The organism is Dyadobacter sp. 676, from assembly GCF_040448675.1.
Taxonomy (GTDB): Bacteria; Bacteroidota; Bacteroidia; order Cytophagales; family Spirosomataceae; genus Dyadobacter.
In genome coordinates, this window is the sequence record NZ_CP159289.1 from 2,705,584 (window position 1) to 2,728,156 (window position 22,573).

The 22,573-nt window shown below is 50.5% G+C and carries 24 protein-coding genes and 1 pseudogene; 13 read left to right on the plus strand and 12 right to left on the minus strand.

The features are described 5' to 3' along the window. Positions 1-25: 25 nt before the first annotated feature. The 4 genes from ABV298_RS12060 to ABV298_RS12075 all read right to left on the minus strand — a co-directional run bounded on the left by ABV298_RS12060 (position 26) and on the right by ABV298_RS12075 (position 4,654). Complete coding sequence (locus ABV298_RS12060) at positions 26-1,078, minus strand: efflux RND transporter periplasmic adaptor subunit (RefSeq protein ID WP_353722348.1); 1,053 nt, start codon at positions 1,076-1,078, stop codon at positions 26-28. A gap of 67 nt (positions 1,079-1,145) precedes the next feature. Continuing rightward, the gene (locus ABV298_RS12065; protein ID WP_353722349.1) at positions 1,146-2,477 is read right to left on the minus strand and encodes a TolC family protein; all 1,332 of its coding nucleotides are present in this window, start codon (positions 2,475-2,477) and stop codon (positions 1,146-1,148) included. 81 nt (positions 2,478-2,558) lie between these two features. Continuing rightward, positions 2,559-3,026: a MarR family transcriptional regulator gene (locus ABV298_RS12070; protein ID WP_353722350.1), complete on the minus strand. Its 468-nt coding sequence runs from the start codon at positions 3,024-3,026 to the stop codon at positions 2,559-2,561. A 158-nt stretch (positions 3,027-3,184) separates the two neighbouring features. After that, entirely contained in the window at positions 3,185-4,654 is a 1,470-nt protein-coding gene (locus ABV298_RS12075; RefSeq protein WP_353722351.1) for a M48 family metalloprotease, read from the minus strand. Between the two features lie 263 nt (positions 4,655-4,917). Here ABV298_RS12075 and ABV298_RS12080 point away from each other — a divergent pair, with 263 nt between their 5' ends. Beyond that, positions 4,918-5,733, plus strand: coding sequence for a lysophospholipid acyltransferase family protein (locus ABV298_RS12080; protein WP_353722352.1), 816 nt, complete (start codon positions 4,918-4,920; stop codon positions 5,731-5,733). Between the two features lie 30 nt (positions 5,734-5,763). Next, complete coding sequence (locus ABV298_RS12085; protein WP_353722353.1) at positions 5,764-6,675, plus strand: TIGR01777 family oxidoreductase; 912 nt, start codon at positions 5,764-5,766, stop codon at positions 6,673-6,675. 109 nt (positions 6,676-6,784) lie between these two features. Here ABV298_RS12085 and ABV298_RS12090 read toward each other — a convergent pair whose 3' ends face one another. Then, positions 6,785-8,281: a M61 family peptidase gene (locus ABV298_RS12090; protein ID WP_353722354.1), complete on the minus strand. Its 1,497-nt coding sequence runs from the start codon at positions 8,279-8,281 to the stop codon at positions 6,785-6,787. Between the two features lie 107 nt (positions 8,282-8,388). Between ABV298_RS12090 and ABV298_RS12095 the strand changes: the two genes are divergently transcribed. The 10 genes and pseudogenes from ABV298_RS12095 (at position 8,389) to accC (ending at position 15,516) form a co-directional block, all read left to right on the plus strand. Next, a complete protein-coding gene (locus ABV298_RS12095; RefSeq protein ID WP_353722355.1) occupies positions 8,389-8,598 on the plus strand; it encodes a hypothetical protein in 210 nt (69 codons plus the stop codon). A 40-nt stretch (positions 8,599-8,638) separates the two neighbouring features. Further along, complete coding sequence (locus tag ABV298_RS12100) at positions 8,639-9,055, plus strand: hypothetical protein (protein WP_353722356.1); 417 nt, start codon at positions 8,639-8,641, stop codon at positions 9,053-9,055. An 83-nt stretch (positions 9,056-9,138) separates the two neighbouring features. Further along, positions 9,139-9,771: an acetyltransferase gene (locus tag ABV298_RS12105; protein ID WP_353722357.1), complete on the plus strand. Its 633-nt coding sequence runs from the start codon at positions 9,139-9,141 to the stop codon at positions 9,769-9,771. 45 nt (positions 9,772-9,816) lie between these two features. Then, positions 9,817-10,428, plus strand: a complete 612-nt coding sequence (locus ABV298_RS12110; protein ID WP_353722358.1) for a DUF177 domain-containing protein — start codon at positions 9,817-9,819, stop codon at positions 10,426-10,428. Positions 10,429-10,689: 261 nt separating this feature from the next. Beyond that, a complete protein-coding gene (gene rpmF, locus ABV298_RS12115; protein ID WP_015813599.1) occupies positions 10,690-10,884 on the plus strand; it encodes a 50S ribosomal protein L32 in 195 nt (64 codons plus the stop codon). Between the two features lie 131 nt (positions 10,885-11,015). Next, positions 11,016-11,955: pseudogene (plsX, locus tag ABV298_RS12120) on the plus strand (phosphate acyltransferase PlsX). A gap of 89 nt (positions 11,956-12,044) precedes the next feature. Next, on the plus strand, positions 12,045-13,040 hold the full coding sequence (locus ABV298_RS12125; RefSeq protein ID WP_353722359.1) for a beta-ketoacyl-ACP synthase III: 996 nt from the start codon (positions 12,045-12,047) through the stop codon (positions 13,038-13,040). A gap of 48 nt (positions 13,041-13,088) precedes the next feature. After that, positions 13,089-13,655: an elongation factor P gene (efp, locus tag ABV298_RS12130; protein WP_353722360.1), complete on the plus strand. Its 567-nt coding sequence runs from the start codon at positions 13,089-13,091 to the stop codon at positions 13,653-13,655. Positions 13,656-13,659: 4 nt separating this feature from the next. Then, positions 13,660-14,142, plus strand: a complete 483-nt coding sequence (gene accB, locus ABV298_RS12135; RefSeq protein ID WP_353722361.1) for an acetyl-CoA carboxylase biotin carboxyl carrier protein — start codon at positions 13,660-13,662, stop codon at positions 14,140-14,142. A 30-nt stretch (positions 14,143-14,172) separates the two neighbouring features. Then, a complete protein-coding gene (gene accC, locus ABV298_RS12140; RefSeq protein WP_353722362.1) occupies positions 14,173-15,516 on the plus strand; it encodes an acetyl-CoA carboxylase biotin carboxylase subunit in 1,344 nt (447 codons plus the stop codon). Between the two features lie 90 nt (positions 15,517-15,606). On the opposite strand, the gene ABV298_RS12145 is transcribed toward accC, so the two are convergent. The 6 genes from ABV298_RS12145 to ABV298_RS12170 all read right to left on the minus strand — a co-directional run bounded on the left by ABV298_RS12145 (position 15,607) and on the right by ABV298_RS12170 (position 21,228). Continuing rightward, positions 15,607-15,978 (minus strand): DUF5618 family protein, encoded by a 372-nt coding sequence (locus ABV298_RS12145; protein WP_353722363.1) that lies wholly within the window; start codon positions 15,976-15,978, stop codon positions 15,607-15,609. Positions 15,979-16,014: 36 nt separating this feature from the next. Further along, on the minus strand, positions 16,015-16,455 hold the full coding sequence (locus ABV298_RS12150) for a helix-turn-helix domain-containing protein (protein WP_353722364.1): 441 nt from the start codon (positions 16,453-16,455) through the stop codon (positions 16,015-16,017). Positions 16,456-16,575: 120 nt separating this feature from the next. Continuing rightward, positions 16,576-16,788 (minus strand): type II toxin-antitoxin system HigB family toxin, encoded by a 213-nt coding sequence (locus tag ABV298_RS12155; RefSeq protein WP_353722365.1) that lies wholly within the window; start codon positions 16,786-16,788, stop codon positions 16,576-16,578. Positions 16,789-16,867: 79 nt separating this feature from the next. Next, complete coding sequence (locus tag ABV298_RS12160) at positions 16,868-18,175, minus strand: Gfo/Idh/MocA family oxidoreductase (protein WP_353722366.1); 1,308 nt, start codon at positions 18,173-18,175, stop codon at positions 16,868-16,870. A 134-nt stretch (positions 18,176-18,309) separates the two neighbouring features. Continuing rightward, positions 18,310-19,632, minus strand: a complete 1,323-nt coding sequence (locus ABV298_RS12165; RefSeq protein ID WP_353722367.1) for an Nramp family divalent metal transporter — start codon at positions 19,630-19,632, stop codon at positions 18,310-18,312. A gap of 135 nt (positions 19,633-19,767) precedes the next feature. After that, positions 19,768-21,228, minus strand: a complete 1,461-nt coding sequence (locus ABV298_RS12170; RefSeq protein WP_353722368.1) for a TonB-dependent receptor — start codon at positions 21,226-21,228, stop codon at positions 19,768-19,770. Positions 21,229-21,321: 93 nt separating this feature from the next. Between ABV298_RS12170 and ABV298_RS12175 the strand changes: the two genes are divergently transcribed. Next, positions 21,322-21,720, plus strand: coding sequence for a gamma-glutamylcyclotransferase family protein (locus ABV298_RS12175; RefSeq protein WP_353722369.1), 399 nt, complete (start codon positions 21,322-21,324; stop codon positions 21,718-21,720). Here ABV298_RS12175 and ABV298_RS12180 read toward each other — a convergent pair. After that, entirely contained in the window at positions 21,710-22,477 is a 768-nt protein-coding gene (locus ABV298_RS12180) for a type III pantothenate kinase (RefSeq protein WP_353722370.1), read from the minus strand. The genes ABV298_RS12175 and ABV298_RS12180 overlap by 11 nt on opposite strands. Between the last annotated feature and the right edge of the window lie 96 nt (positions 22,478-22,573).

Consider the following 22,573-nt stretch of genomic DNA (forward strand, 5'->3'; position numbering starts at 1 on the left):
AATTCTTTCAGTTTGCTGATGAAACTTATTGGGTAACGGTAACCGCCGCGCCTTCGCTCAGGTTGATCTGCCCGGTCGTAACCACCGTCTCGCCCGCTTTCAGGCCGGACAACACCTCTACGTTATCGCCTATTTCACGGCCTACTTCGATCTTACGCTGCTTCGCCAAGCCGCCTTCCACCATGTACACATACGGGTTACGCACGCTTTCCACAAGCGCGCTGCGCGGGATCAGCAATGCCTGCTGGCTGCTTTTTTGCTGGAATTCCACGGTTACGAATGTACCGGCTTTTAGTCCGGTCGAATTTTTGATCACAATCTCCACCGGATAGTTGTGCGACTCGTCGCCTTGCGGGGCGATGTAGGAAATCACGCCGTCGATCTTCCTGCCGGGGAAAATGCTGGTGCTAACCTGCACGTGCTGGCCTTCTTTCAGCTTGTACACATCGTTTTCGTTGATCATCACCTGCACTTTCAGGCGCGACACGTCGAGGATCGTTCCCAGCGAGGTGCCTACGTTCACAAACTCGCCCGGCTCGATGTTTTTCTTCACAACGCGGCCGCTGATCGGCGCCTGGATAGACGCGTCGCTGATCTGCTGTTTGATCTGCTCGGCCTGGTTTAATGCATTTTCGTAGTTGTATTTGGTATCGTTCACCTGGATCTCCGTAGCCGCATTGCCCGCCAGCAATTTGGTATAGCGGTCGGTGTCTTTTTTCAGTTTATTGATATTCAATTCAGTGGCTTGGAGCGACAGCTCTTTCAGGCGGCTATCCACTTTCACGATCGTCGCGCCCTGCGTTACGTGCGAGCCGAGATCGTATTTCACCGAAAGTACTTTACCTGCCGCGGTAGCCATGATTTCCGCTTCTTTATAAGGAATAAGGCTACCCGTGCGGATGAGCTGCTGGTCTGCGCTGCCTTCCTTCACAGCGATGGCTGTTACCGGAATAGTCACGTTTTTATTGTCGGGCATTTTCTTCTTCTCGTCGATCTTGGCCTTGTTGGCAACAAGCCGCAAACCGATCAGGACGCCGATGAGGGCGATGGAACCGATGATGATGAGTTTTCTTTTCATGGAATTTTGAATGACTGAATGATTGAATGACCGAATGTCAAATGAGTGAACTTTTGTTGATGAAGTGTTATGGTAATGCTGTGTAAAAATCGTTGAGGCTGCCTTGCGACTGTTCCAATCCGAGTTTCGCCTGATAGTAACTCAGCATCGAGTTGATGTAGTTGCTTTGCGCTTCCTTGTAGGAGGTTTCGGCATTGAGCAAGTCGGTGAGCGGAACTGTGCCTTCGCGGTATTGAAGCGTGGTCACGTCGTACACCTCTTTTGCGAGGGCTACGTTGTTTTCGTCGCTGGCCAGGTTGGATTTTGCTTTTTGAAGCTGGGTCAACGCGTTGCTGTTTTGCAGTTCGTAGTTCTGAACGTTCAGTTTCAGCTGCTCTTTCTGCGTCATCAGGTTCAGATCAGCCTGCTTGTATTGCGCGTCGCGGCGGAAGCTGTCGAAAATCGGGATGCTCACTTTCAGACCGATGGCGCCGTAACTGAACCAGTTACCCCACGAAGCTCCGAGATCATTGCCCAGCGCCTGTACGCCATAGCGCCCGTAAACCGATAGTTTGGGCAGATATCCCGCCTTAATCCGCGCTTTCTCCAATTCCTGCAATTCCATATTCAGGTTCTGAATTTTAAAATCGGTGAGGTTAGCCGCGTCGAATTGGCCGGGTTCAACGAGTTTGAACGGTTGGTCCAGCGGATTATCTGCCAAAACAAGTTGTTCGCTCAGCGGCATGCCCATCTGGAACTTCAACTGGTTTTCGGCAAGGGTAAGGTTGCTTTCGGCCAATGTTAGTTGGGATTTGATATTGTTCAAATTCACCTGCGTGCGGTCATAATCCACTTTCTTGATCACGCCGTTGTCGAGTTGCAGCTTCAAAGTGCCCAGTATCTGGCTCGTTTTATCCAGGTTATCCTTCAAAAGCGCGATCTGCTGCGAAGTCACAAACACCTGGTAATAGGCGTTGGCTACATTATAAATAATGTTTTCCTTCGTTTTGCGCGAGTTCAATGCGGCATTCTCCTGATTGGGCTTGTTGGCCTTGATGCCTATGAGCAGCGACTGGTCGAAAACCACCTGGTCGACTTGCGCCGAAGCATTGCTCTGGTATTTGGTACCCAATGCCACCCGCCGGTCCTCGCCCCCGAAGAGCGCTCCCGGCAGTACGGTCGATTGCAGTTTCAGGTTGTCGTCGAGCGACGCGTTACCCGCTACCTGGGGCAAATAACCCGCCAGCGCCTCACGTCCCTGCTGAACTGCCGTACTTTCCTTGTACTGCGCTATTTTGACATTTCCGTTATTCTTGATCCCGTATGCGATGCAATCTTTCAGGGTCAGGCGCGTCTGCGCCCAGCCCGGCGCCACCGAAACGGTTGCGATTATGATTGCTGCGATCCATTTACTTTTCATTTGACCTGTTGTTCATTTGTGGCTAATACCAGATAGTTGATACCTCTACTGGTGATATGTCAACTATTTATTTAAAAAATTTTATTTGTCTACTATTTTGACGACGCGGTCCAGATACCCCAGGAAAGTAGCCCATTCCTGCTCTGTAAAATGCTCCATAATCTGGCTATTGAATGCGATTGCCAGCGATTGAATACGCTCACAGACAAACTTTCCGCTTGGTGTAAGCGATATCAGGTTCTTTCTTTTATCCTCTAAGTCGCCCTCGATTTTCAGGAAGCCATCCTTATGCAAAGTCTGCACCGAACGCTGGATACCCGCTTTATCTTTCTGTAAAATATTCGCAATGTCCTGTTGCGTGCGTGCCTGTTCCTGGAAATATACAACCATAAGGATCGGAAGCTGCTCGGCCAAAACGGGTATTCCCTCATTGACCAGCTCCGCATTCATTTTCTTGAAAACAGTTTTGGTGACAGCCCCGAGTTTGAACTGCAGGGAGTTCTTCAACTCCTCCCGAAGGTTCTGCCAGCTATCGATGTTTGCGCTCATGATGATACAAAGGTAAATTGTGTTGATATGTCAACCAAATTTCAGACGAAAAAGTTTTGGATCCCATGACCAATGGTAGAATGGTATGGACGAACGGCTAACAAAAAGAGCGGCGACATCCGTTCGTGCCGCCGCTCTACTCTTTTTCGAAGTAAGGCTTATTTTCCGAGCGTCTTGAAAAGCGTCCCCTTCGTCACCTTATCGGTAAGCGCCATGCCGTTCAGAATGGCCAGGTCGTCGAGCTTGTTGTCGGGCTGATTGTTCTCTTTAAGCAAATCCCTCAATGTACCGTCGCGCTGCGCGGTTTTAATGCGGATGCGTTCGGGCTGGCGGTTCAGGATATTGGGGTCCGAAACCGATTTGAAACCCTGTGCCACCGAGCGGAACTGGCCTGCATTGGCGGCATAGTTGCCCGCCGCAGCTACACCGTGAATGGCGTAGATGTTCCCCCCATACTGGATCAGCCAGGTCCCGACCTGAATGGTATTGGCAGTGGCGGCCGCTGCCTGGCCATTCTGCCCCTGCTCTACCTGCTGCGACACCATGACGAGCGCCGGATTGCCGTTAATAGTCGTTTTGTTGTTTTCAAGCACTTTCAAACCGTAGTTTTTCACCACTGCCTGCGCCGCCTCGTCGAGCGACTTGCCGTCCGCCAGCGTGAAAAGCATCATCGACTTTCCGTCTTTCGCTGCCATCTGGAATTGTACAGGCGAATTTTCATATTGCCAGCCGCTCGGAACCGGGAACTGGAATTTCAGCGATGGATGGTAAAAATTGTTGTTCTCCACAAAGCCCTGCTGCGGGTCGTTGCCATAGATAATGCCGTCGATCTTGCGCAAATACACGTCGCGGTTCACATTATACTTGCCTGGGTGAGCGGTCTGGTATTCGGCCGCGAGCTTGCCCACTTTGTTCATACGGTCGCCCGGATCGGGGTGCGTCGACTGGAACGTAGGAATAGACTGCCCGGCCTTTTCGCTGATTTTTTTCAGCGTACCGAAGAAATCAGCCATCTCTCTGGCGTCATAGCCGATTTTGCTCGAATAATCGACGCCTATTTTATCGGATTCGGTCTCATGGTCGCGGCTGTAACTCAAAAAGAGCAAGCCCAATGCCTGCTGCGCCTGCTCGCCCATCGCGCGTACCTGCGGGGAAAGTACCATGCCCGCCGCGAGGCCAACCTGTCCCAATATCTGCGAAGTCTGCTGCCGCGCCGAATGCCGCGCGGTAATGTGCCCTATTTCATGCCCCAGCACGCCGGCGAATTCGGCCTCGTTATTAAAATGCGCCATAATCCCCCTTGTAAAATATACGTAACCGCCGGGTACCGCAAATGCATTGACTACCGGAGAGTCTACGATGAAGAACTTGTAGGGCAAATCGGGCCGGTGCGATATCTTGGCCATCGCCATTCCCTTTTCATTGATGAAGGATTGCAGGTTTTTATCGTCGTAAATGCCCATTGTAGCCACGATAGACGGATGCGATTCGGCCCCGAGCGCGATCTCTTTTTCCTGAGACATAAAGACAAGCTCTTTTTTACCTGTCACGGGGTTTTTAGAACAACCTGCCAGCATTCCAGCCGCCACAATCGCCGGCAGAATGTGAAATGAGTATTTCATTTTCATAAAATTTGAAAAATGACTTGAATGAAGGAGTTGGTCAAAATTAAAGGTTCTCGCGAATTATACGCAAAGAATCATGCCAAATCGTGACTTCGAATTGCAGGCTGTCGGCTTTCGGCAATGAGTGCATGAAAAATATTTTCCTTTGCCTCTGCATATTATCTAAATTACATCTTCGTCGGTAATCCGGAGCTCCACCCGGGTGATACAAGACTTTTAAAACAAGAACCCTGACCTTCATTGAATGATGCATTTTCTACTGCACTATGAGTTTTAAAAAGATCACATACAGCGCGCTGCCCCCGTGGCTCGCCCGGCTGGATTTTCTGGGCCTGTTCGAGAAAGATCCATTCGGCAACTTTCTGGTTATTAAAAGGTTACTCATATTTATACTGGGCTGGTTTACCTATTACCGCTACACGGCCGTCAACAAGATCCGCATTACCGGCACCGAAAACCTCATGGACCTGCCCGATCAGGGTGTGCTTTTTCTTTCCAACCACCAGACTTATTTCGCCGATGTTATCGCGTTCTTCCATATTTTTTGCGCCGTCAAATGGGGCTACAAGGATACCATATCCCCGCCATTCTACCTGCTTTCGCCCCGGGCAAGGATGTACTACGTGGCTGCTGCCGAAACCATGAAAGGCGGATTTTTACCCAAAGTGTTCAGCATGGGCGGGGCTATCACCATCGAACGCTCCTGGCGGGCCAATGGCGAGGACGTCAAGCGCCAGCTCGACACTTCTGCGCAGGACCGCATCGGAATGGGCCTGCAGCATGGATGGGTGGTGAGTTTTCCGCAGGGGACTACCAAACCGTATGCCCCTGTACGCAAGGGCACCGCGCACTTAATTAATGACCATCGGCCGATCGTGATCCCGGTCGTCATTAATGGTTTCAGAAGGGCTTTTGATAAAAAAGGATTGCGTTTCAAAAAACGGAATACCCGGCTGACCGTGCATTTCAAACCTCCCATGCATTTCCAGCCCGGTGAATCGGTGGAGGAAATGGTTGCACGTGTTACGCAGGCGATCGAGCAGGAGCCGCCACACGACGCCCCGCAGCAGTCTGATATCTAGCACGATATACTTTTGTACAAACCAACGCCTATGGGAAAGAAAGTATTGATTACCGGCGGCACCGGGCTTGTCGGCATGCGACTGACCCAGATGCTGCTCGATAAAGGCTATGAAGTCGCGTTCCTAAGCCGGAAAAGGACGAATATCCCTTCCGTTCGCGTTTTTGAATGGGATATTCAAAGAGGATATATCGAAGAGGGTGCGCTCGATAACCTGCATTTCCTCGTGCATTTCGCCGGTACCAACATCGCCGAAGGGCGCTGGACTGACGCACGCAAGAAATCTATCTTTGAAAGCCGCACCGAATCCATCCGGCTCATCGCACGAAAACTGGCTGAACAACCTGTAAAACCCGTCGCATTCGCTTCCGCATCCGGCATCAGCTACTATGGGCAGGACACCGGTGATCGCAGGAACACGGAGGCTACCCCCGCAGGCAACGATTTTTTGTCGCAAGTCAGCGTCGAATGGGAAAAAGCCGCGGATGAAATTACCATGCTGGGTATTCGCACGGTAAAACTCCGGACCGGCATTGTTATCGCTAAAGAAGGCGGCGCAATCCCGAAAATGGCATTCCCCGCACGTTTCGGGCTTGGCGCTCCGCTGGGTTCGGGCAAGCAATGGGTTTCATGGATCCACCTCGACGATATGTGCGCCATGTACATCGAAGCGCTGGAAAACGAAAGCTGGCATGGGACTTACAATGCGGTTGCAAAGCCGCCCGTAACGAACGACGAGCTTATAAAGGCAATTTGCAAAGTGCTCCGCCGCCCCCGGTGGCTGCCTAATGTGCCTGCGTTCGCATTAAAACTGGCTTTCGGAGAAATGGCCGGGGCCGTACTGGGCGGGAATTATGTGATAAATGAAAGAATAGAGCGGGAAACCGCTTTTCGATACCAATACGGTGACCTCGAAGCCGCTTTGAAAGCGGAGTTGGGTTGAACTTTGGATATCAATAATCGAAAGGGGGCTGTCCGCGACTTTCAATAGAGCCGCAGACGACCATTCGCGTTCCGCAAAAAAGCCGACAGCCGATTGCCGACAGCCGAAGTCATTCTTCCTCCTCCTCGTCCTCCAACTCTTCCTCTTCGATCGTCAGCACCTGTGCGGTTTCAAGCCACTTTTCCCGCTGCACCTGCGCCTTGAAATCATCCAGCACATTCAGCTGCACATTGCCATTGCTGAAAACCGACATTTGCAGCCCCACAAACGCGAGCGCCTCATTCAAGCGATCTTCCAATGGCGTAGCGCTGAAAATGCATTCTTCCCAATACCATTCCAGCGATTCGCCGGCCACTTCTTCCGCAATCGCGATGTAGTCTTCGAGCGTATAACCGATAAACGGCTTGCCGAAGCGCACCCACAACAACCGCATCACATCATCCAGCGACTGCGCGTGGTTGGTTTTCCTCCTTAAATACAGATCCAAAATAAGCGCTACCAGCGCACCTTTATGATAGACCGACACTTTCCGGTTCGGAATGCCTTTCTCATAACCGTCGAGCCAGAGATCGAACGACGATTCCGCGAGCGACTGTGCCGCGTGGGCGCTGCTTTCGAAATGGCGCTTCATGTACACCTGCAGTTCCTTCACATATGCCTCGTCGTTGAAAACGCCGGCCCGCCTCAGGAACAGATCGCCGTAGTAAGTCGTACAACCTTCGGCCACGAAGCAGGTCTCGAAATAATTTTCCTTGGTGAAATCATAAGGCAAAAGCTCCGCCGGGCGAATGCGGATGATGTTCCAAGCGTGAAATAGCTCATGCGAGCTTACGCCCAGGAGGTCGGAGTAGAGACCTTCACCCTCGTCGTCCGGGCCGAGTACGATCATCGTGGAATTCTGGTGCTCCACGCCGTGATAGAATGCAGTTGGCAATATCAGGTTCAGGAAGTGGTAATCCTTTTCCGGAAACTCCTGCATCATGGCGATCTGCTCCCGCGAAAAGCGCCGGAAATCACGCTCGATACGTCGCCAGTTGGGTTTCAGGTTCCCGTGCATCCAGATATTGAAATGCACACCGCGGACTTCGTATTCACATTTTTGCAAACTTGCCGACGCCAGCATCGGGCTGTCGACCAGTTGATAAAAGTCCCTTGCCGCAAGCGCATTCTTTCCTGCCTTCGGCAATCCACAGGCAATCTCGTAACCTTCGGGCAAATCCAGCTCGACGTAGTAAGGTTCGGTGATCCGGCCTTCGGTATACATGCAGAAGTTGACAAAATTGAGGTACCACAATTCCTCGTCCACGTAGCTGCTGCCCGCATTTTGAATGGAGGCGTAATAAGTATAATGTATCCGTACCTCGTTTTGGCCCGCAGTTCCAACCCGCCACCGGTCTTTGGTTACCTTATGCAGGGGCAGTTTGTGACCGGCGGGTGAGATCGCTTCGATAAATTGAATATTTTTGGCGAAGTTTTGCAATTCGTACCGCCCGGGGCGCCATGCCGGCAATTGGATTTCGATGTGATCGCCGTTGATTTCAGGAATGGTGTAGGTGATGTCGAGAAAACGGGATTGCGGGTCAGGTACGGAAACGTAATAATGCATAGACTAAACGCGTGGTGTTAAGAGGGCCGGAAGCGCAGTTTGGAGCAGACCAAAAACAGAAGTTCCTACGTTACCAGTTACAATATTATAAAATAAACGATTTTCAGATGAAAAGTAAAATCCTCCTGCCAGTGATATTCCTGCTGGCGGTTTTGATCAGCCCCTCTCTCATGGCGCAAAACGACGAGTACTACCGTCCCGATTCGTTGCGTAAAGAGCAGCCGGAAAGGAAGGAAGTCCCCCCCCGTCGAAAGGAAACCGCAAGATCAGAAGCCCGTCCTGGCAGAGAAGAAGAAGCTGGAAGATTTCAAGGATAAAAAGTTTATCGAACGGCTGCGCCTTGGAGGCAGTTTCGGATTGAGCCTGGGAACTGTTACCAATATCAACCTGTCGCCGATGGCAGGTTACGAGATTACCGAAAAGCTGGTCGGCGGCGTGGGCGCGACGATCATGTATTTCCGCTACAAATATTACGATATCAACACCGCCTACTATGGCGGTCGCGCGTTCCTAATGTATAATGTGATCCCGGTGGTCAACATTATCGGCGAATTCGAGGCATTGAACGTGGAGGGATCGTACCAGAAACGGCAATGGCTGGGCTCCCCGATGCTCGGGGCCTCGTATTCGCAGCCGATCGGAGGCAAATTTATCAAGGCGGTACATCTGACGGCCCTGTACAATCTCAGTTACGACAGCCAGATCGACAAATACAGCGGCCAGAACCTGTCGCCCTACGGCAGCCCGTTTGTTTTCAGGGTGACATTCCTGTAAGCATTATATTCAGGCCTGATTTTTAAGTCTTCATTTGAACTAACCTGTCAAATGAAGACTTTTTATTCAATATCAACATATTTATGGAAAACCCCGTACTAATTTTTGGCGCCGGCGACCTCGGGATGCAGGCCCTCGATATTTTCAGAAGAAATAATGTGCTCGTGTATGGCTTCCTCGACGACCACGCGGAGCTGCATGGCAGGGAGTTCGGCGAAGTGAGCGTGCTTGGTAATACCGACGATCCGAGCTACCTTAATATTATAGGTTCCAAATGCGAGGCATTCATCGCGATCGGCGAGCGCTCGGTACGCGAGCGACTCGTAGTAACACTGAACGAGGAGCATAAGAATATGCCCGTGAACGCGATCCACGACAGCGCGGTGATTTCGGGCATGGCGTCGATCGGGCACGGTAACCTCGTCGCGGCACGCGCCACTATCGGAGCCCGTACGGTGATCGGACATCACTGCCTGGTACAAACGGGCGCGATTATCGACACCTCCGTCATTGTGGGCGATTTCGTGACTATCGGCGCGGGCGCAATTGTAAACGACCGCGTGAGGCTGGCCGATGGCGTGTTCATCGGTTCCGGCGCGGTGATTGTGGCCGGTATTGAAATTGGCAAGAATGCACGGATCGGTGCAGGATCGGTCGTCGTAGAGAATGTTCCTGCCGGCGCCACCTATTTTGGCAATCCGGCCCGGAAAATCTGATAATGCAGCGCATTAGTACCGGAAGGCCAACAATTTTCCGGCCCAATGTTTTTTATTAAACTGAAACACATTACCTTTGCACTCCTTTTGACAGAAAAAGTGAAAGAGCTAAGTAAATACAACATAGACATTTACGGTTTGGAAGACAAACAGTATGACTATGATATGGAGTCTGGCGACGCTTTTTTCGAAGAAATGGAGCAGGATCTGATCGAGCACGGGCAATTTAAAACGCACGTGGTCCTGAACAAATCGGCAACGATGATCCAGCTGCGTTTTCAAACAAAAGGAAGCGTAACCCTGACTTGCGACCGCACACTGGAACCGTTCGAAGAACCGATTGATTCCGACGAACGCATCATATTGAAGTTCGGCGATCACAATGAGGAGCTGACGGAAGAGATCGAGATCATCAGCCGTAACACCAACAGGATCAACGTAGCGCGCTACATTTTCGACTTTATCGCGCTGTCGCTCCCGGTCAAAAAGCTCCACCCGAGCCTGCGGACAGAGGAAGACGAGTTCGATTTGGAGGGGGATGAGGAAGAAGGCACATTGGTGTATACTTCCGGCGGAGAATCGGAGGAAGGGGAAGAAGGTGAGGATGAAGAGAAGATCGACCCTCGCTGGGAAGCCTTGAAGAATTTGAAAAAGTAACTTTCTTTTTTGATTCGTCGGTTAAAACCGACGATAGAGGATTGAAGGGGGCAGAAAAAGAATCAATTAGAATCAACTGCAAAGGATTGATACAGAACAAAAAGAAGCATCTTGCTTATGCTTAGAATCAGTTGGTCAAAACCAACTGCAAAGAACGCAACAAAAAAGAATCAATTTGCCGTCTGCTTCAGCTGACGGATAAAAAGATAGAGCACAACAGCTCAGATAACAAATAGTAAATAACAATAGACCAAAAATATCATGGCACATCCTAAGCGGAGACATTCCAGCACCCGTCGCGATTCACGCAGAGCGCACGATTTCCTTACCGGAAAGCAGTTGGGAACTGATGCTACAACCGGAGAAATCCACCAATTGCACCGTGCACACGTACACGAAGGCAACCTGGTTTACAGAGGTAAAGTTGTAGTTGAGAACTATACTAAAACGGTTTAGTTTCAGTCGATGAGCAATTCAATTTCGCAGCAGCCCTATAAAAGTTGTTGCGAAATTCTTTTTTACTGCGGCACATCTGCTAAATTTACACCTTCGGTTTCTAACTTATTTGTCAAAATAACAGCGTGTAAATGAAAATTGCGGTAGATGCTATGGGGGGGAGATTTAGCTCCGCAAGCAATTGTCGAAGGGGTGATCCAAGCCTCTTCTGAGCTACCATCCGAGGCGAGAATCGTATTAATTGGCCGTGAAAACGTGATCTGGGACATTTTCAACCAGCACAACTTCACTCCTACTAATGTTGACGTCGTTCACGCAGAAGATGTAATCGAGATGGGGGAACATCCTACCAAAGCCCTTTCTCAAAAACCCAATTCCAGCATTGGAGTGGGGTTCAAGCTTCTGAAAGAAAAAGAGGTAGATATATTCTGCAGTGCGGGAAATACCGGTGCCATGCACGTGGGCGCCCTTTTCAGCATTAAAGCCATCGAAGGCATTCTTCGTCCTGCCATCGCAGGTCTTGTTCCACAGGTAGGAGGCGGTTATGCCGTTATGCTCGACATCGGTGCCAATGCCGATTGTAAACCGGAAGTCCTTTCGCAATTCGGTGAAATCGGCTCGATTTTCGCCCAACACACTTTTCAGATCGATAGACCGCGGGTTGCACTGATGAACATCGGGGAAGAAGAGCAAAAAGGTTCCCTGACCTCGCAGGCTACTTATCCCCTTCTGAAACAAAACAAACGCATCAATTTTATCGGAAATATCGAAGGCAAAGACCTTTTCACCAACAAGGCCGACGTGATCGTAACCGACGGCTTTACGGGCAATATTTTGTTCAAACTCGGAGAGTCTCTTTATGAGATTTCCAAGAAAAGAGGTTTCCAGGACGATTTTATCGACCAAACGAACTACGAGTCCATCGGAGGCAGTCCCATTATCGGGGTGAATGGAAATGTGATGATCGCGCACGGGGTGTCAACGCCTCTGGCCATCAAAAATATGGTTGACTGGGCTTACAAACAGGTGAAATCAAAAGCTTACCTGCACATCGCCCAGGCATTGAACTAACAACGGATGCTGACAACCACATGACTATGAAAAAACTGAAACTGTCCCTTTTTACCAAATCTATTCGGATTTTGAATAGTTGATTTATCATGACCCATATTAAAGCCTCTATAACAGGAATACAAGGTTATGTGCCTGATTATGTTTTGACTAATGCAGAGTTGGAAACAATGGTTGCGACGAACGACGAATGGATCGTTAGCCGCACAGGCATCAAAGAAAGGCGTATTCTCAAAGGCGAAGGTTTAGGAAGTTCACATATGGGTGCGGAGGCTGTAAAAGGATTGCTCGCCAAAACCGATACACGTCCCGAAGAAATCGACCTGCTAATCTGCGCTACCACCACACCCGATTTTGTTTTCCCTTGTACGGCTAACCTCATTTGCGATATGGTCGGCATCCGCAATGTCGGAAGCTTCGATATCCAGGCGGCCTGCTCGGGTTTTATTTACGCATTGACACTCGGCTCGCAGTTTATCGAGACCGGAAAATATAAAAAAATCATTGTCGTAGGTTCGGATAAAATGTCGGCGATCGTCGACTATACCGACCGTAAAACCTGTATCCTCTTTGGCGACGGCGCAGGTGCCGTCCTGCTCGAACCGGATACGGAAGGAAACGGCATTCTGGATTCGATCATCAAATCGGACGGGGCGGGTTATCCTTACCTCAACCAGAAGGCCGGGGGAAGCCGCTATCCACCTACCCACGAAACTGTTGAAAACAGGCTGCATTATGTTTATCAGGATGGTGCGCAGGTCTTCAAATTCGCTGTAACCAATATGGCCGACATTGCCGCGGATATCATGGAGCGCAATGGCCTTAACAGCGATAATGTCGCATGGCTGGTACCTCATCAGGCCAACCGCCGCATCATCGAAGCCACCGCCAACCGCATGGGCGTCGGAATGGACAAGGTGATGATGAACATACACAAATACGGAAATACCACGGCGGCGACCATACCGCTTTGTCTGTGGGATTATGAATCACAACTTAAAAAAGGCGACAACCTGATACTGGCCGCTTTCGGCGGAGGCTTTACCTGGGGCGCGATGTACCTCAAATGGGGTATCGGCGTGTAGGCATGTGATTTTCATTAAAGCATTATCATACAATTTATTAGCATAAAAATGGCAACTACTGCAGATTTGCGTAACGGTCTGGTAATCGATTTCAACCACGATCTTTTTCAGGTGATTGAATTCCAACACGTGAAGCCCGGGAAGGGAAACGCGTTCGTACGTACCAAACTGAAAAGCCTTACTACCGGTAAAGTGCTGGACAATACCTTTTCGTCCGGCGCAGGCATCACGCCCGTACGTGTGGAAAGACACAAATTCCAGTTCCTATATAAAGACGAGGTTGGCTACAACTTCATGAACTCCGAAACATTCGACCAGGTATTGATCGACGAGAAACTGGTAACCAATGCCGACCTGATGAAGGAAGGCCAGGAGGTTGAGATCCTGATCAATACGGAGAACGAGGCGCCATTGACCTGCGAACTTCCTCCTTTCGTGGAACTAACGGTAACCTACTCGGAGCCCGGATTGAAAGGCGATACCGCCAACTCTCCGAAAAAAGCGATCGAGGTGGAAACCGGTGCGCGCATTATGGTGCCGCTTTTCATCGGCGAAGGCGAAAAAATCAAAGTTGACACACGCACATACGAATACGTAGAAAGGGTTAAATCTTAATTAAATGGAAACCAAAGAAATCCAAAAACTGATTGACTTCATTGCCCAGTCGGGACTCGATGAAGTGAATATTGAAACGGCAGATCTGAAAATCAAGGTAAAACGCTACGGAACTGCACCGGTGGTATCATACACTCCGGCACCCGTCGCGGCACCTGCGCCCGCGATCGCTCCTGCGGCTCCGGCAGCAGCTGCGCCGGCCGCCCCCGCAGAGCCAGCGGTTTCCAAAGAACCGGCGTCTTCGAACCTCATTACCATTAAGTCCCCGATGATCGGTACGTTCTACCGCGCATCGAGCCCGGAAACGCCTGCTTTCGTTAACATCGGTGATGAAATCAAACCCGGAAAAGTTGTGTGCGTGATCGAGGCGATGAAACTATTCAACGAAATCGAATCCGAAGTATCAGGTAAAATCGTTAAGATCCTGGTTGAAAACGCAACTCCGGTCGAATTCGACCAGCCATTGTTCCTGGTTGAACCAGCGTAACGCAGCGAACGAAAACTCACTGAAAATTTCATGTTTAAAAAGATACTCATTGCTAACCGGGGCGAAATCGCCCTGCGTGTAATCAGGACCTGTCGTGAAATGGGCATCAAAACTGTCGCGGTATACTCGACAGCCGATCGCGACAGTCTTCACGTACGGTTTGCCGACGAGGCCGTTTGTATTGGCCCTCCGCCCAGCAGGCAATCGTACTTGAGCATCCAGAATATCATTTCGGCAGCGGAAGTAACCGGCGCGGACGCGATCCACCCGGGCTATGGTTTCTTGTCCGAAAACGCCGAATTCTCACAAATCTGCGCCGATTACGGCATCAAATTTATCGGGGCCACAGCCGCGCAAATCAATGCGATGGGCGACAAGGCCACCGCCAAAGCGACGATGATTGCCGCAGGCGTACCGGTCGTTCCCGGTTCGGAAGGCCTTCTCGAATCTGTGGAGCAAGGCAAGGAGCTGGCCGAGGGAATCGGTTATCCGGTTATTATCAAGGCGACCGCCGGCGGCGGCGGCCGTGGAATGCGGATTATCAACAAGCCCGAAGAATTCGAAAAAGCCTGGACAGACGCCCGCACAGAATCTGCCGCGGCATTCGGTAACGACGGTTTGTACCTCGAAAAATTCGTGGAAGAGCCACGCCACATCGAAATCCAGATCATCGGCGACCAATTTGGTAAAGTGTGCCACCTTTCGGAGCGCGACTGCTCGATCCAGCGCCGTCACCAGAAACTGGTAGAAGAAACACCATCCCCGATCATTACACCTGAATTGCGTGAGAAAATGGGTGCTGCGGCTATCAAAGGCGCGCAGGCGATCGGCTACGAGGGTGCGGGTACCATCGAATTCCTTGTGGACAAGCACGGTGAATTCTACTTTATGGAAATGAACACGCGTATCCAGGTAGAACACCCGATCACCGAAGAAGTTACTGATTTTGACCTCATTAAGGAGCAAATCAAAGTAGCGGCTGGCGAACCAATCTCCGGAAAAAACTACACGCCGAAGCTCTATGCTATGGAATGCCGCATTAACGCGGAAGACCCCGCAAACGGTTTCCGTCCGGCTCCCGGCAAAATCACCAACCTGCATTTCCCGGGCGGTCATGGCGTACGCATCGACAGCCACGTTTACAGCGGCTACACCATCCCGCCAAACTACGACTCGATGATTGCGAAGGTGATCGTCAGCGGCCAGTCACGCGAGGAAGTACTCACGCGCATGAAGCGTGCATTGCAGGAGTTTGTGATTGAAGGGATTAAAACTACGATCCCGTTCCATATTAAGCTGATGGATGATCCCGGGTTTAAATCGGGTAATTTCACTACGAAATATCTGGAATCGTTTGATTTTAGTGTTTTGTAACCCGTTCTCTGAAGAGAACGGTAATAGATATCAAAACGGCCGACAGATTTACTGTCGGCCGTTTTGATTGCCTAGTAGTAGTTGTTGTCGCTAAGCGACCAATGCGAGCATTTTTTGTGTGGCATCCATCCCGACTTTGATGGTCTTAACCGACGGGGTGCCGTGGTAATAGCCTGCCAGATTTAAAGTGTCATACGCTTCGTTCAAGTAGGCAAGCAGCGTCTTATTGTACTTGCGAATGCGAATCCGGTATTCGTCAATGCTTTGCGGCTTCGTGAATTTCGCTCCTTCCTTCTTTCTCAAATATTCATCCGCAATCATTAACGCAGCGTTATAAGCCGTCCCAGACGCCATTTGAACATATTTAATGTCCTTGTACTCCTGCCCCTCTTTGTGAGCCTTCGTACTCAAAATCTCCCGCGCATTATCGAGATAGCGTGTGATTTCCTGATAGTGGTTCATATGTAAAGTGTGGTTAATGTGACTACAATTCCCTAGTTATGAAAGCACGGTTTCCTGCGCTACCGCATCCTCCTCTTCCTCCATCATTCTTTCACCCTCCAAGCGGTAGGGGCGGTTGAATGCCTCCTGCCTCATCGCAAAACGCGCAGCCAGCTTGCGGATAACATCTTTGGACATTCCTTTTTTGTAGTTAAGAATTTCAGACACATATCCTTTACTGACATTCAGCAGTTCGGCAATGTCCTTGGCTTTCATCTTATGATCCTTCATGAGTGATTTGAGTAACTCAACGGGATCAAACTCGTCCTGGAAAATGCTATGCTCCGCATCGTAATGCTCGATCAGGACCATCAGGAGTTCTGCTTCGTCCTGATATTTTCCTTCGGATTCTCCGGAATCATCCAGTCTTTCAAGTTCACGACAATATTCAAAATACTGTTCTTTGGTCTTAATCACCTTATATTTCAGCTCTCCCATACTAGAATTGATTAACGGAATACTGCAGTCCGCGCTTACATAAATGTGTGTATTCAGCATGCATGCCTATCCAACTCACATATAAGCGCACAAAGCTTTTTCCAAATACATATTTACAAATCATACGATAGTTGTTCCCACCATATCAAATACTACCCGAGGGCATCCGTTACCAAGGAAATCGACTGTCGGAAAATTTTCCCGGATATCCCCGGGCGATCGCCAGTTGGCACCTTTTAACTTTCTCTGCCATTCGTCAAACGAAGACGCACTTCTCGCATGGTCCCGAACAAATCCGTCAATGCTCTCTTTTCTAATCAGATGTACTTTCATTAAAGTGTGTGAATATAAGAAAAGTTCTCTTTACGAGAACTTTTCAATGAACAATAATTTTAAACACCGGACGCTGCATTTAAACAACCTGCGGCAGCGCATAAGGCGAGCGATATTTCCTCGTCAGCAGCTTGTTAGCCTCATCATCCCCCACAAATTTTTCTGTCTTGTTATCAAAAGTAAGCGCACGGCCGACGCGGTAGGCGATATTGCCCAAATGTGCCAGACCGGACGATAAATGCGCCGTTTCCACCGGACCGTTGAGCAGCTTTGGATCTTTGGCAACCACGGCGTCGATGAAGTTCTTATAATGGTCACCGCCCGCTTTTCGGGAGGGGCCGGGTTTCTTCTCTTTGCCGAGGAAAGTCTCATAGTAGTCGTACCCTTTCACGACCATATAGCCTTCCGAGCCATAGAAGATATTTCCAATGCCTACGCCGCCTTCGTCGTTCGTCATCCAGGGCCGTACTTCGAACTCGATCAGCTTCTTTTCTTTAGTATACACAAATGAAGAGCTCAGCACTTCCGGGGTTTCCTTGGCGTCGTTCCATAGGAATTTTCCGCCCGAGGACGTGATCTTGTCGGGGAAGCTTTCGAGGCCGAGGCCCCACATACACATATCCGTTTCGTGGATACCCTGGTTGCCGATGTCGCCGTTGCCATAGTTCCAGTGCCAATGCCAGTCGTAATGCACGTAATTACGCGAGAATGGCTTCATTTCGGCCGGGCCTGTCCAGAGATCGTAATTCAAACCCGCAGGAACGGGTTCGGTGCCCTTATCGCCGATGTCGGGGCGCCATTTGTAGACCAGGCCTCGGGCCATGTAAACGTTTCCGATCAGTCCGTCGCGAAGGTGCTTCACCGCCTCTTTCAATGCCTCCGAGCTGCGGAGCTGCACGCCGTGCTGCACTACTCTTTTGTATTTGTGAGCGGCCTCCACGAGCTTCCGGCCTTCGTGGAGGTTATGCGACCCGGGCTTTTCGACATACACGTCCTTGCCTGCCTGACAGGCCCAGATTGCCGCCAGCGCGTGCCAGTGATTGGGCGTCGCGATGCTTACGGCGTCGATGGTTTTGTCTTCATAAACCTTACGGAGATCATTCTCGGTTTTGACCTTCTTGCCCGTCTTCTGCTCGAATTCCTGCGCACGTTTCTGCAGAATGTTGTTATCGGGGTCGCACAGCGTGGCTACTTCCACATTGCTCAGGGCATTGAAGCCCGAAATATGGCTCTGCCCGCGCCCGTTCACGCCCAGCACGGCTACGCGCACACGGTCGTTCGCGCCGAATGCGCTCGCGGGGATGATCGCAGGAATGGAGAGCGCTACCGCAACTCCCGTCGTGTTTTTAATAAAGCTTCTTCTCGATACTTCGGCTGGTTTGTCCATATGAAAGAATTTAGGATTTCGGAATGAATGCATTTTGCCTGACCGGCAATCAGTTAGACGAGGATCGGAAGTAACTCCCCTATTCGTTCGCTATCAAAAAGTACTACTCATTTAAAATTAAGTACTATTCTTTCCTAAATAATTTGAACAATCCCATACCCGCTCACAAACAGGATCGACAGCACGCTTATCCAGAAAAATACGTCATATAGGGTCGAAGGTTTCAAAGCAGCCGGTAAGTTGCGGTAACGGAATACCAGCGACACGTACACCACCAGCAACAACAGCACCGACGTGGCAATGCCGCCCAGTATGACCATCATCACCGGCGCCTGGAAAAAAAGAAACAGAAGGCACCAGACGATGGGAAGAACCCACGACATAATGCCGATGCTCCGCTTTTGTTCCTGTTCGGAGCCGAACTTCATCCAGCCAAGCTGCCCGAATGCATCGCCCCAAACCCTCGCCCAACTGGCGGTAGCTGTGAATAATGTAGAATAAAGCACAAAGAATGCGCCGATCAGAAATATATTTTTTGCCCAAGGGCCCAGCGTTTCCGTGAAAATGCGGGAAAGAACGTCGATCATCTGATAGCCTTCCGGTACGGCACCACCGGTATGCAACACGGCAGCTCCCAGAAGGTAAAATGCCGCCGTCACAATAGTATACACGATCATAGACAGCACCGCATCGAGGTACATCACCCGGAACCAGCCTTTCGCCCGCTCGGACCATTCTTTCGAGCCGTCGTTCGGACCGGTGTAGGCGGCGTAACCTTTTTCGATGCACCAGTAATTGTAGTACATGATCTCGTCGCCTCCGACACCCGTTATACCGAATGCCCCGAAGGCCGTTGCGACCAATGCGGTGGGCAGCGAAAATTGCAGGCCGCTTTCAAACTGTGCCCACCGGATGGCGTACGGCGTCCACTGGAGGGATATAACCGATATTAAAATGACGGCCGTGAAAAGTACGATCATCACCAGCGAGCCTTTCTCGACCGGACCGTAGTTGCCCTTATACACCCAAAAAGATGTGATCAACACAGAAATGATCGCCCAGAAATTGACGGAAACGAGCGGGAACGCCATATGCAGCACAATGGCAACACCTCCCACAATGCCGCCCACTTGCAGCAATTTTAACCCCTGCAACGAAAGCCAGAGCCAGATACTCCAGTGTGCCTTCCCAAACCTGGGCCCGGGCAGGTTGTTGAAGTTATGCATGATGAATGTGCCGGTATAGATCGCATTCTTGCCGAATTCCAACTGTAACGCGACCTTGACAAGGCAACTAAGAATGATCAGCCAGAACATCACGAATCCGGCTTTAGCGCCTAATGCGGTAGTGGCGATGAGTTCTCCGGAACCTACGATGGCTGCAGAGAGTATAAAACCGGGACCGAGGTATTTGAGCCTGCCCAGGAAGGAGGTAGGCGGGGTTAGGATTTTGGACATAAAGGGAATTTTATATCCAAAAGATAAGAGGCGGTACTATTTAATGCCACCGCAGCGGCGGCGGACTGCGAAGGCACGAATGTTACACGAAGGTTATCCGCGCTCCTTCGTGCCTTCGTAGCTTTTTAAATGCTATTACAAATTCCCCACAGCCTGGTGAATCTGCTTCACCGTATCGACATAATTACTCTCGGTGGGCAACCCGAACAGCGCTTTCTCCTTAATAATCTGAGCCACATTCTCCGGTACGAGCTTCTCCCAGCCCGGCTCGCCGCGCTTGATCATTTCCAGCACCGAGTCGGTGGTAATGTGCATGTGCTCGATGTTGTAGTTCTTGATATCCTCGATCTTGTCGTTCACAATCAGATATTGGAACAACGGCCGCAAATGATCCGGCACACGGAAGTTTTCGCAGCTGTAAACGGAGCCGTCCGGCTGCAACGTCGGGTAAATGTAAAGCTTCACCTTCCGGCTGAACAGCGTCGCGAAAGATTCGAGGATCCCGCCGGGCAAGAACTGGTAATGCTTTTCTTCGAAAATGTCCTGCAAATTGGGACTACCGAGCAGCAGGCCGGATTTCAGCTTCGTCAATCGCGACAAATAGGCCACCAGACGATAGTATTCGTGGTGGTTGGAAATCATCACCATATGCCCGAGCGAACAGAGAATATCCACCCTGTCGAGGAAATCCTTTTCGTCGATATCGCGATCGCCTGCTTTGAGGTTATGTAATGTCAGCTCCGAAATGAGTACCACTTTGGATTCATCCACATCTTCCTCCGCCAGAAACTGGCGCTGGCCGTTGCTGATCAGGTCGATATGCACATTCGTGATCGGGCGCAAGCGGCCGCGCATCATCAGGATGTGTTTTTTATACAATGCTTCCGAAGGTTGCAGAACACCGCCGTCGCTACCAAATAGCGCAGCATCGGTGAAGCCATTCTTCACCAGCCGCAGGCTCATCAAACGGTTATCAACTTTCGCGAAATCCGGCCCGCTGAAACGGACCATATCGATCTCGATTCGGTCGGTCGTCAGATCGTCCATAAGTGACATCAGCAGGATTTCGGGCGATTTATAGTAGTAATAGCAACCGTAAATCAGGTTCACGCCGATAATCCCCAAAGCCTGTTGTTGCAGGATATTCTCGTCGTCGCGCATCCGCACGTGGATCACGACGTAGTTCGTCGGCCCCATGGGCGTGAGCTGGAATTGCAGACCGATCCAGCCGTGCGACTCGTTTGTTTTCTGGAAATTGAGGGCCACTACCGTGTTGGCAAAAGCAAAGAATGTGCTATCGACACCGCGTTTTTCCGAAAGCCGCTTTTCCACGAGGTTATATTCCCGGTTGAGCATTTTCATCAGGCGCGATTCCACCACATATCGCCCGCCTTCCTCTGTCCCGTATATCGCGTCGCTGAACGTCATGTCGTAGGCCGACATCGTTTTAGCGATGGTTCCCGATGCGCCGCCGGCTTTGAAAAAGTAAGCCGCCGTTTCCTGACCCGCCCCGATTTCCGCGAACGATCCGTAGATCCGGCGGTCGAGGTTGATCCTTAATGCTTTTTGTTTTGTACCAAGGTTCTTTTCGTACATAACGGTATATTAGTATAATGAAGAAGCTTACATGTAAATATAAGAAAAATACAGTTCTGCATTAAGCGGAATTTCCGATCTTCTCACAGCAGAATGGAAAAGTTATATAATTTATTCACTTACGGCACTTTGATGCAGGGTTATGACAATCCGTACGCCCGGAAGCTCCGGTTGTCTTCAAGCTATATAGGAAAAGGGTATTTTAATGGAAAATTGTTTCGTGTGGAATGGTACCCGGGCGCGCTTTACGAGCCCGACGCACCTGCGCATGTACACGGGGAAATTTACCAGCTGCATTCGCTAGAAATACTGAAAGAACTCGATGAGTATGAGGATGTTCTGGAAGATGAAGCGGCGGGCTTGTATGTCAGGAAGGTAGTGCCCGTCAGGGACGGTCAGGGGGTAGTCAGGGATTGCTGGGTGTATTTGTACAATCAGCCGGTTTCGGATTTGCCTTTAATTGATGACGGTTACTTTAAAATTAGGCCCTGAGGCTTTCGCCGATAATGCGCAGGCCGTCCAATGTCAGCTTCCGGTCGATTTCGGTAAATTCATCGCGCAGGGTCTCGATAATAGACGACAACCCGCCCGTCGCGACGGCCATGCATTCGCCGCCCAGCTCTGTGCGGATGCGGCTTAGCAGCGATTTTACAAGTCCTTCATAACCCAGTAAAATGCCCGCCTGAATGGCCTCGACGGTGTTCTTGCCAATGGCTGACGGCGGCAGTTGCAGCGGCACCTCGGGCAGCTGCGCGGTATTGGCGAACAACGCCTTTACCGCCGTTACCAAACCCGGCAATATGGCCACACCCAGTATTTTGTTGTCTTTGGAAACAGTGGTGAATGTCAATGCGGTACCGAAATCGACAACCACGCAATTCTCTTTGTACCGGGTTGAAACCGCAACGGCATTGGCGATCAGGTCGGCGCCGATTTCGTGCGGGTGATCGATCGCGATGGACAATGCGGGGTAAATATCCGGCCCCACCACGATCACATCTTCACCGAACAGCGAACGGAGCATTCGCAGGATGACGGGCGTCAACGCCGGTACCACGCTGCTCAACACGACCGTTTCCACATCCCCGAACCACAGGCCCGCTTCCAGGAAATGCAACCGCAGCTTCGACTCATAGTGCGCCTCGTTCTCCTGAACCAGCGAACGCATCCGCCAGACGTGCTCCCAGTTACCGGAATCGTAAAGCCCGAAAACAGTGTCGGTATTGCCAAGGTCGACGGCTAACAGCATAGCAGAGAATTTACATGTAGGGGCAAATTAAAGGCATTCTTCAAATAAAACTTCATGGTACCCCCGTTTTCCGTCCGTTTCTTTTTGATTATCCCT

Bases quoted from the DNA above. Each gene is read 5' to 3' on its own strand.
- ABV298_RS12090 (WP_353722354.1), bottom strand. From the start codon at position 8,281: ATGCATTATTACGTTTCCGTACCTGACCCGCAATCCCGTTTTCTCGAC.
- ABV298_RS12150 (WP_353722364.1), bottom strand. From the start codon at position 16,455: ATGGGAGAGCTGAAATATAAGGTGATTAAGACCAAAGAACAGTATTTT.
- ABV298_RS12155 (WP_353722365.1), bottom strand. From the start codon at position 16,788: ATGAAAGTACATCTGATTAGAAAAGAGAGCATTGACGGATTTGTTCGG.
- ABV298_RS12080 (WP_353722352.1), top strand. From the start codon at position 4,918: ATGAGTTTTAAAAAGATCACATACAGCGCGCTGCCCCCGTGGCTCGCC.
- accB (WP_353722361.1), top strand. From the start codon at position 13,660: ATGGAAACCAAAGAAATCCAAAAACTGATTGACTTCATTGCCCAGTCG.
- ABV298_RS12165 (WP_353722367.1), bottom strand. From the start codon at position 19,632: ATGTCCAAAATCCTAACCCCGCCTACCTCCTTCCTGGGCAGGCTCAAA.
- ABV298_RS12075 (WP_353722351.1), bottom strand. From the start codon at position 4,654: ATGAAAATGAAATACTCATTTCACATTCTGCCGGCGATTGTGGCGGCT.
- ABV298_RS12070 (WP_353722350.1), bottom strand. From the start codon at position 3,026: ATGAGCGCAAACATCGATAGCTGGCAGAACCTTCGGGAGGAGTTGAAG.
- ABV298_RS12065 (WP_353722349.1), bottom strand. From the start codon at position 2,477: ATGAAAAGTAAATGGATCGCAGCAATCATAATCGCAACCGTTTCGGTG.
- ABV298_RS12160 (WP_353722366.1), bottom strand. From the start codon at position 18,175: ATGGACAAACCAGCCGAAGTATCGAGAAGAAGCTTTATTAAAAACACG.
- ABV298_RS12085 (WP_353722353.1), top strand. From the start codon at position 5,764: ATGGGAAAGAAAGTATTGATTACCGGCGGCACCGGGCTTGTCGGCATG.
- ABV298_RS12170 (WP_353722368.1), bottom strand. From the start codon at position 21,228: ATGTACGAAAAGAACCTTGGTACAAAACAAAAAGCATTAAGGATCAAC.
- ABV298_RS12145 (WP_353722363.1), bottom strand. From the start codon at position 15,978: ATGAACCACTATCAGGAAATCACACGCTATCTCGATAATGCGCGGGAG.
- rpmF (WP_015813599.1), top strand. From the start codon at position 10,690: ATGGCACATCCTAAGCGGAGACATTCCAGCACCCGTCGCGATTCACGC.
- ABV298_RS12125 (WP_353722359.1), top strand. From the start codon at position 12,045: ATGACCCATATTAAAGCCTCTATAACAGGAATACAAGGTTATGTGCCT.
- ABV298_RS12105 (WP_353722357.1), top strand. From the start codon at position 9,139: ATGGAAAACCCCGTACTAATTTTTGGCGCCGGCGACCTCGGGATGCAG.
- ABV298_RS12060 (WP_353722348.1), bottom strand. From the start codon at position 1,078: ATGAAAAGAAAACTCATCATCATCGGTTCCATCGCCCTCATCGGCGTC.
- ABV298_RS12175 (WP_353722369.1), top strand. From the start codon at position 21,322: ATGGAAAAGTTATATAATTTATTCACTTACGGCACTTTGATGCAGGGT.
- ABV298_RS12095 (WP_353722355.1), top strand. From the start codon at position 8,389: ATGAAAAGTAAAATCCTCCTGCCAGTGATATTCCTGCTGGCGGTTTTG.
- efp (WP_353722360.1), top strand. From the start codon at position 13,089: ATGGCAACTACTGCAGATTTGCGTAACGGTCTGGTAATCGATTTCAAC.
- accC (WP_353722362.1), top strand. From the start codon at position 14,173: ATGTTTAAAAAGATACTCATTGCTAACCGGGGCGAAATCGCCCTGCGT.
- ABV298_RS12110 (WP_353722358.1), top strand. From the start codon at position 9,817: ATGTTTTTTATTAAACTGAAACACATTACCTTTGCACTCCTTTTGACA.
- ABV298_RS12180 (WP_353722370.1), bottom strand. From the start codon at position 22,477: ATGCTGTTAGCCGTCGACCTTGGCAATACCGACACTGTTTTCGGGCTT.